The 8,711-nt window shown below is 65.4% G+C and carries 4 protein-coding genes and 4 pseudogenes; 4 read left to right on the forward strand and 4 right to left on the reverse strand.

Annotated elements, in window-relative coordinates:
- Positions 1–319: 319 nt before the first annotated feature.
- The gene (locus tag AC3ENQ_RS13990; protein WP_431805349.1) at positions 320–1,363 is read right to left on the reverse strand and encodes a TerC family protein; all 1,044 of its coding nucleotides are present in this window, start codon (positions 1,361–1,363) and stop codon (positions 320–322) included.
- Positions 1,364–1,644: 281 nt separating this feature from the next.
- On the opposite strand from AC3ENQ_RS13990, the gene AC3ENQ_RS13995 reads away from it, so the two are divergent.
- A complete protein-coding gene (locus AC3ENQ_RS13995; RefSeq protein ID WP_431805350.1) occupies positions 1,645–2,151 on the forward strand; it encodes a hypothetical protein in 507 nt (168 codons plus the stop codon).
- A 188-nt stretch (positions 2,152–2,339) separates the two neighbouring features.
- Here AC3ENQ_RS13995 and AC3ENQ_RS14000 read toward each other — a convergent pair.
- The 3 pseudogenes from AC3ENQ_RS14000 to AC3ENQ_RS14010 form a co-directional block, all read right to left on the reverse strand.
- Positions 2,340–2,540: pseudogene (locus tag AC3ENQ_RS14000) on the reverse strand (integrase core domain-containing protein); the annotation flags it as partial.
- 27 nt (positions 2,541–2,567) lie between these two features.
- A pseudogene (locus AC3ENQ_RS14005) lies at positions 2,568–2,798 on the reverse strand (integrase core domain-containing protein); the annotation flags it as partial.
- 56 nt (positions 2,799–2,854) lie between these two features.
- Positions 2,855–3,152, reverse strand: a pseudogene (locus AC3ENQ_RS14010) (MFS transporter); the annotation flags it as partial.
- A gap of 114 nt (positions 3,153–3,266) precedes the next feature.
- Between AC3ENQ_RS14010 and AC3ENQ_RS14015 the strand changes: the two are divergent.
- The 3 genes and pseudogenes from AC3ENQ_RS14015 to AC3ENQ_RS14025 all read left to right on the forward strand — a co-directional run.
- The gene (locus tag AC3ENQ_RS14015; protein ID WP_431805351.1) at positions 3,267–5,078 is read left to right on the forward strand and encodes an SLC13 family permease; all 1,812 of its coding nucleotides are present in this window, start codon (positions 3,267–3,269) and stop codon (positions 5,076–5,078) included.
- Between the two features lie 447 nt (positions 5,079–5,525).
- Entirely contained in the window at positions 5,526–8,312 is a 2,787-nt protein-coding gene (locus tag AC3ENQ_RS14020; protein WP_431805352.1) for a cation-translocating P-type ATPase, read from the forward strand.
- A gap of 139 nt (positions 8,313–8,451) precedes the next feature.
- Positions 8,452–8,711 (forward strand): annotated as a pseudogene (locus AC3ENQ_RS14025) (hypothetical protein); the annotation flags it as partial.

The following is an 8,711-nucleotide window of genomic DNA, read 5'->3' on the forward strand; positions in this document are numbered from 1 at the left end:
CTCGCCGCCACGCTGATCTGGATCAAGACCGACTTAATCCACACGGCCTAGCAAGACCCGCTGCCCCGCCGCGACGACAACTTCGGTCACTGATTGATCGGTGACCTCACGCAAGGTAACCGGATTGTCTCCTGCGTTGCGCAGGCTCCCGCACCCCGGCAGAGGTCCGCCGCAGCGGTCGCCGACACCGACAGTCCACGCGACTACGAGGCTCCCGGTCACCGCGAGCAGCGGCAACACAACCACTGCCACCGTCGAACCTCGGCGGCCCCTCCTCACCGGCTGGGAATCGGGGGCCAGGGCCGCCGAGGGGTCACGGTCAGTCATCGGAACTCACCTTCCCATCTGCGCGCACTCTGCCCCGGCGGCGGAAGACCGGCTCCGCGGCGGCGAGTTCCTCGTCGGTGGCGAGGCGGAACGCCCCGGCCGCTTCGGTTTCCACCGCGCGCCTTCCTTGGCCGCGGGTGGCGCGGAGGCTGGCGACGATCGAGACGGTGATGATGGTGGCCACCACGGCGAGGCTGATGGTGGTGGGGATGTAGAGGACGTCCAGGAGGAGCATCTTGATGCCCACCCAGATCAGGACGAACGCGAGTCCGACCTTGAGGTAGATGAACCGGTGGATGAGGTCTGCGAGGAGGAAGTACATGGCCCTCAGCCCCAGGATGGCGAACGCGTTGGCGGTGAACACCAGGAACGGTTCGGAGGTGACGGCGAAGATCGCGGGGATGGAGTCGACGGCGAAGATGATGTCGGTGATCTCCACCAGGACTAGCACCGCCAAGAGCGGCGTCGCCACCACGATTCCGGCTTTGCGGATAAGGAACTTCTGTCCGTGGTAGGCATCGGTCATCGGCACGAACCGGCGGAAGGCCTTGAGGATCTTGGATTTCTCGGGGTGAATGTGGTCGTTGCGGGAGCGGAACATCCGCCATCCGGTGTAGATCAGGAACGCGGCGAACACGTACAGGATCCAGGAGAAGTTCTCGATCAGTGCGGCGCCGGCGGCGATGAAGATGCCGCGGAAGATCAGGGCGCCCAGGACGCCGAGGAACAGTACCCGGTGCTGGTACTCGCGGGGCACGGCGAACGCGGCGAAGATGATCGCCCAGACGAACACGTTGTCCACCGCGAGGGATTTCTCGATCAGGTAGCCGGCGAAGTACTGCTGCCCGAATTCCGCGCCCCACAGCGACCACACGAGCACACCGAAGCTCACGCCCAGCACGATCCACACGATCGACCACGCGGCGGCTTCCCGCACGCCGATCACATGGGCTTTGCGGTGTGCGACCAGGTCGACGGCGAGCATCACCAGGATCACCCCCAGGACGGCGAACCACGCCCACAACGGCACTGACATGTCAAAGACCTCCACGAAGATTCGTGAAGGTCTCATCGGCCCTGTCGGGCTCTGCGCACCGGATCCCCTGCGGGAACGTATTGGCGATGCGGAGCGAGGATTACTCCCCTTCTCGCCCCATCAAACAGGAGAAGTATGCTTCACGTCAAGTCGGCTCCCGCCAGAGGGCCCCGGAACCACGGCCAAAGAGCGGCGAGCCTGGGACGCTTCAGCGGTGTTCTGGCAGGACTACGCTGTCTTCAGGCTGCTCGTCGAGCAGCAAGACGAATTGGTGGTGGCGGGTGAAGGGTTCGGGGTTCGACCTCGACGCCGGGTTGCGGCGCTACCCGTGGGTGTCGAGGGCCATGAACGCGGAGGCCGTATACGGCACCGTTCTGACCGCGGGGCTGATCTCCGCGTTCTCTCTCTACAACCCGGGACTGCCGGTTTTGATCGCGCGCATCATCGGCACCGTCCTGGTGTTCTGGGGTGCACACGTCTACGCCGAGATCGTCGGCAACCGTGCAATGAGCTGGCGAGAAGCGGTCCGCGAAGGCCTCCAACGCTCCGCCGGACTCCTGTGGGCACTCATCGTCCCGGTCGCCTGCCTGACCACGGGCGCGCTCCTCGGACTATCGGTAGACGCCGCAGTAGACGTTTCCTTGTGGGGAGGCGTCGTCACCCTCGCCATACTGGGATGGTGGGCGGCCCGGCAACGCAACGACCCCGTCCTGGTGAAGGTGGTCACCGCCGCCGCAACGGCAGGCATGGGACTCGCCCTGATCGCTCTCAAAGCACTCGTACACTAACCGCGCCCCGGCATCCGCTTAGCCGAGCGGGAACAGGCGTGCCTAGTGGATGTGTAGCAGCGCGCGGATTAGGTCGCCCACGGACCTCCCGGTCCATCGTTGGTCGCGCGGGCGAGAAACTATCCCTCAACAGGATTGCAGGGGCCGGCTCGCTGTAACGCGCCGATGGGGAATGTTGCGCCCCGGGTTCATCGGAGGCTCGCGGTGACCCGTTCGCTGTCCGCGACGGGTGCTTGGTGTGAATCGTCGTGGTGCTGCTCAGCCTCGACCGGAGGGATCATCCCGATCGCGGAGTGCAGCCGGCGATGGTTGAACCAGTCGATGTATTCAGCGACCGCGAACTCAAGGTCATCGATCGATCGCCAGGGTCCGCGGTGGCGGACGAGCTCGGCTTTAAAGAGCGAATCGCCCCGGGTTTAGTGGAGGGCGAGTTCTCCCAGCGCCGGCTGACGCTGGGGGTTGATCTCACGGTAGTACTCGTTCTCCTTCTCGATCGGTGTGAGGTATCCGATCGATGAGTGCAGCCGGTTCTCGTTGAACCAGTGCACCCAGGAGAGCGTGGCGAGCTCGAGTTCGTCCGCGGTCCGGAACGGGCCGTCGATCTTCACGCACTCGGTCTTGTAGAGTCCCACGACGGTCTCGGCGAGGGCGTTATCGTAACTTTATCCGGCTAATCGGCCTTGGTGCTGGGGAGTCGCCCAGCGAGCAATGGTCCGAGCGTGTAGCCGAGGCTCTTCCACGACCCATAGCGACCGAAGTAGCGCCCCGTGCGACCAGCGCCGGCCAGGCGGGCAACCGTGGCAGACGACGCTGGCGAGAACGCTGCGGTGGCGGCGCCCTGCCCCCAGTCGTGCAACCGCCAGCATGATGGTGTTGTCAGCGCCAAGCCCGAACGGCGACAGTCCCGCAAACGCGAGGAGACCGCCGACGATCACGGGTTTGGCCCCGATCCGATCCGACAGGGATCCGAACAGCGGCTTCAGCAGGAGTTCGGCGACGTCTTACAGCGCCAGGATGTCCATCACCCGTGCGGCGGCGTTGGCACGGTAGCCGAATCATCATCGCCAGCCGAAGGTTGGTACGCTTCAGGAGTCTCCTGAGGGAGGGAGGACGGCGTGAACCTGGAGCTGGCGGTGGTCCTCGCACTTCTGATCGCGGCGATCGTGATGTTCGCGATCGGCCGGCCGCGCATGGATGTGGTTGCGCTATTGATGATCGTCGCGCTGCCGTTGACCGGCATTCTCTCCGTCCCGGAGACTCTCGCGGGTTTCGCCGATCCGAACGTCGTGCTGATCGCCGCGCTCTTTGTCGTGGGTGAGGGGCTCTCCCGCACGGGGGTCACGTACCGGCTCGGGGATTGGCTGGCGCGTACGGCGGGTGCGAGTGCGACGCGGGTGATCGTGCTGCTCATGCTCTGCGTCGCGCTGCTCGGCGCGGTGATGAGCTCGACGGGCGTCGTCGCGATCTTCATTCCGGTCGCGTTGAGCGTGGCATCCCGAACGGGCATCTCGGTCAGGCAGCTGTTGATGCCGATCAGCTTCGCCGGTCTCATCAGTGGCATGCTTACGCTGATCGCCACGACGCCGAACCTAGTGATCGACGCTGAGCTGCGGCGGCACGGTCTGAGCGGTTTCGGCTTCTTCGCCCCCACCCCGTTCGGGCTTGTCATCCTCGCCCTGGGCATCGGCTACATGCTGGTCGCTCGTCGGTTCCTCGGCGCGGAGGCGATCGCGGATGCCGGTTCGCGCACCTCCTTCGGGAGCCTGATCCTCGACTACGGTGTGGACGCCCGTACGCACCGCTATCGAATCAATGCGGGGTCGCCGCTGATCGGCCAACGACTGGCGGATGCCGAGTTCGGCGGTGGTGCGATGGTCGGCGTCCTGGTGCTCGAGCGCACCCGCCTTTGGCGTAAGACCGTACGCACCTCCGACGACGACACGATCCTCACGGAGGGCGACATCGTGGTGGTGGACCTGGAGGTGCCCAGCGCGGAGAGACGTCGTCTCCGGCTCGAAGAGCTGGCATTGACACCCGACTTCTTCGAATCGTACTCACGTCAGGTGGGTATGGCCGAGGTCATGATCGCGCCAGACTCGTCCGCGCGCGGCCTCAGCGTGCGGAGCATCCGGTTCCGGGAGAAGCACGATCTCGTCGTGCTTGGCGTCCGTCATCGGCGCGAGGCCGCCGGGCCGGCATTCCCCGTGATCCGCCTCGCCGCCGGCGACACACTGCTCGTCGCCGGCGGCTGGGATTCCATCCACCGGCTCCAGGCGCAGCGCCAGGATTTCATCATGCTCGACCTCCCGGCCGAAGTGAAGGAAGTGGCCCCCGCCGCCAACCAGGCCCCCTTTGCGATCGGCGCGGTGCTCGTGATGGTTGCGCTGATGATGACAGGCATCGTCCCCAACGTGATCGCCGCGCTCATCGCGTGCCTGCTGATGGGGCTCTTCCGCTGTGTCAACATGCCCAGCGCCTACCGATCGATCCACTGGCCGACGATCCTGCTCATCGTCGGAATGCTGCCGTTCGCGCTCGCCCTTCAGCGCACCGGCGGCGTGGACCTCGTCGTCGATGGCCTGCTCGGCGAGCTCGGCGACGCGAACCCGACGATCCTGCTTGGCGGCGTCTTCGTGCTGACCGCCGTCATCGGGCTCTTCGTGTCGAACACTGCGACGGCCGTGCTGATGGGTCCGATTGCGATCGGCATCGCAACACAGCTGGGGGTCTCGCCCTATCCGTTCGCGATGGTTGTCGCTCTGGCGGCTTCCGCCGCGTTCATGACACCCGTGTCTTCGCCGGTGAACACCCTCGTGGTCGAACCCGGCCGCTACAGCTTTCTCGACTTCTTCAAAGTCGGAGCACCCTTCACCATCGTCGTCCTCCTCGTCAGCGTGTTCATGGTGCCCCTCGTCCTCCCCTTCTGACCGACACCACGCGCCCGCCGAGGAGTGCACCCCGTCACGGTTTCACCCGCCAAAAAAGTGACGCCGCCCACCGACGGGTTCAGCGACTTCACTTCTCAACCTCGCGCAAGGATGACGGCGTTCCGAGCTGGCGGCGCGCGAGACCGGATCGAAGTGCGTATGCACTCGGGAAGCCCGCAACGCCGGATTCAGAGCGCTGGCGACGACCTCGTTGCACTCCAGCACGCTTCTTTGCGTGGCGCACCGAATTGCCTCTGACGGACGCATTGTGATTATCGAAACGGGTGTCTACAATCAGAGGACTGCAATCGCGTCGGCGGCGCACAGGTCACAAAGCAAAAATGAGCTGGAGGCCGACAGCAGTGCAGTCGCTCGCTCACTGCGGTAGCGCAGCGTGCGCTGGACGGGTGATCATGCGTAACCGCACCCTGCCAAGGAGCACGCCAGATGAGTATTCCTGAGACCGACCGCTCCCGCGCCGAGGCGCCCGCAGCGTCCTGGGCCATCACTGGGGGGGAGGTGTTGCGCGCTGTCGCTAGCGGGCCAGAAGGCCTGACGGAAGGCGAGTCCGAATCCCGTCTCGCGCGCGACGGTCGCAACGAATTGCCGACTCCGCCCGAGCCGTCCGTCTTCAAGCGTCTGCTGGCCCACTACGCTGACGTTTTGATCTACATCCTCATCGTGGCGGCCGTGCTGAAGGCGATTAGGGGTGACTGGGTCGACTTCACCGTGATCGCTGTTGTGATCGTGGCTACTGGGCTGATCGGCTTCATCCAGGAAGGTCGTGCGGCGTCGGCGCTCGCGGGATTGCGCAAGATGCAGTCGTTGAGCGCGCAGGTACGGCGCGACGGGACCTGGGGAGTGGTCGACTCCGCGACCATCGTCGTCGGTGACGTCGTCCGCGTTCGTAGCGGCGACCGGGTGCCGGCGGACGTCCGGCTGTTAACCTCCGGGCGGCTGCAGGTCGACGAGTCTGCGTTGACAGGCGAGTCGGTGGCCGCCGACAAGAGCGATGAGATCGTGGCTGCGGATGCGGGCATCGGGGACCGAACGTCGATGCTCTTCTCAGGGACGATCGTCACGGCGGGCAACGGCGAGGGCGTGGTGGTGGCTACGGGGCGGGACACTGAGATCGGCCGTATCTCGGTGCTCGTGTCCGAGCAGGACCAGATGGACACCCCGCTCGCCCGACAGCTCGCCCACCTGGGTAAGCAGCTGTCGATCCTCATCGGCGTGCTCGCCGTTGTCATGTTGCTCATCGGCTGGTTCGTGCACGGCCTGGATGTTGATGAGCTCATCTCGGCGGCCATCGGGTTCGCCGTGGCTGCGGTGCCAGAGGGACTGCCCGCCCTGGTGACGATCACGCTAGCGCTCGGCGTGCAGCAGATGGCTAAACGCCACGCAATCACACGCAAGATGGAGGCGGTTGAGACCCTCGGCTCCACGACGACCATCTGCTCTGACAAGACTGGGACGCTCACTCAGAACGAGATGACCGCCCGGACGGTCGTCACGGCAGTAAGCACATACACAGTCGAGGGCACCGGCTATGACCCCGTGGGTCGGGTCGTCAACTCCGACGGCCAGACCGCCGACCTCGCCGTCCACCCCGACCTCTCCGATCTCGTGCTGGCCGCCGGTCTCACCAACGACGCCCATGTCGAACAGACGGAAGACCGCTGGCGGGTTGTCGGCGTGCCGACCGAGGGAGCCCTCGACGTCCTGGCGGCGAAAGCCGGCGCAGCCACCGGCGCCGTGACCCGCGTCGGCGCGGTGCCGTTCGAGTCAACCCACAAGTTCGCAGCCACCCTCGACGAGCTCCCGACCGGCTCAACCCCCGACGGCGTGACCCGATTCGTCCACGTGGTCGGCGCCCCGGACCGCCTTCTCGACCGAGCCGACACCGAGCGCTCTGCCGACGGCGGCACCGCACCGCTCAACCGGGCGGCGTGGGAGGAGCGGATCGACGCACTCTCGGCCAAAGGACTGCGCGTGCTGGCCGCAGCCACACGCCCGGCCGACGGTGTCGACAATATCGTGCTGGGCGACCTCGATGGCGGCCTGACTTTCCTCGGCATCATCGGCATCGTCGACCCACCACGCCCCGAGGCAACTGCGGCGATCGCCGAGGCCCACGCTGCAGGTATCCGCGTGAAGATGATCACCGGCGACCACCGCGGGACTGCGACGGCGATCGCCCGTGAGCTGGGCATCGCCCCAGCGGAGGGCGAAGTTCTCGCCCTGACCGGCGCCGACCTCCAAGCGATGGACGACGACGAACTCCGCCGGGTCGTACGTGACGTGGACGTTTACGCTCGTACCTCCCCGGAGCACAAGCTGCGGATCGTGCGCGCCCTGCAGTCTCACGGCGAGGTCGTCGCCATGACCGGCGACGGCGTCAACGACGCCCCTTCGATCACGCTCGCGGACGTTGGCGTGGCCATGGGCATCAAGGGAACCGAAGCGACCAAGGAAGCGGCGGACATCGTTCTCGCCGACGACAACTTCGCGACTATCGAACGCGCTGTCGAGGAAGGCCGGCGGATCTATGACAACATCCGCAAGTCCGTAGTCTTCCTGTTGCCAACCAACGGCGCGCAGGCCCTTGTGATCATCGCTGCGGTCCTGGCGGGGATTGCTCTGCCGCTTTCCCCGGTGCAAATCCTTTGGATCAACTTGGTCACCGCGCTCACGTTGTCGTTGACCTTGGCGAGAGAGCCCGCAGAGCCAGGCATCATGCGGCGCATGCCGCGCTCAGCGACGGAGCAGGTCCTGTCGTCGCGGGCGATCGCCGTCGTCCTCACCGCCTCGGTCGTCATCGGCGTCGCGACCTTCGTCGTTTACCTTCTCGAGCGCGACCGCACCGGCGATTACGCCGTGGCGCAGACGTCCGCAGTCCTGATGCTCGCCCTCGGCCAGCTCGCTTTCCTTTTGAACTGCCGTCTGCTCAACGGTTCCGCGTTCACTGTCCGGGTACTTACCGGGAACCGCAACCTGTGGATCTCGGCCGGCCTGCTGATGGCTCTGCAGATCATGTTCACCTACGCGCCGTTCATGAACGACTGGTTCGACTCAACCCCCATCGGTTTCCACAGTTGGGCACTGACAGCTGGCCTGGCCGTCGGCGTTTTCGTGGTGATGGAAGGTGCCAAGGCCGTCATCCGACGGATTGGAAACCGCACGCCGCGAGAGCAGGGAGCACTGCCCGCAGGAAACGCGACGCATCGGGCTTGACGCTAAGCCTGTATCCACCGGTCGACGTGAGATTCTGACGGCTCGTCAAACCGAGAACGCTCATCTGATCAGGTGCAATAGGACTTGTCTAGAGCTCACTAAGGCTGCTCAGCAGCTCTGGACGTCATAGCCTGAACCCATGCGCGCAACTTTGATTGATGAGCGGGATGTCACGGAGGAGATCCATGACGCGGTGTTCCGCGTGTGGGGCCATCTGAATGGCGATGGCGCGGTCGCAGTGTATGAGATGGAGGGCGCCAGCCTGGTTGAGACTATCGACTGGGCGCGCGCGAACTTTCGTGAGGCCTGGTCCCTTTCAGCCGACATCCGCGGGTCGGACCGAGTCACAGCGGTGTGGCTTGTGGGCTCTGACCCGTCCGACCGCGCGGACCGTTCCGT

It is taken from the genome of Microbacterium sp. bgisy203, assembly GCF_057706945.1.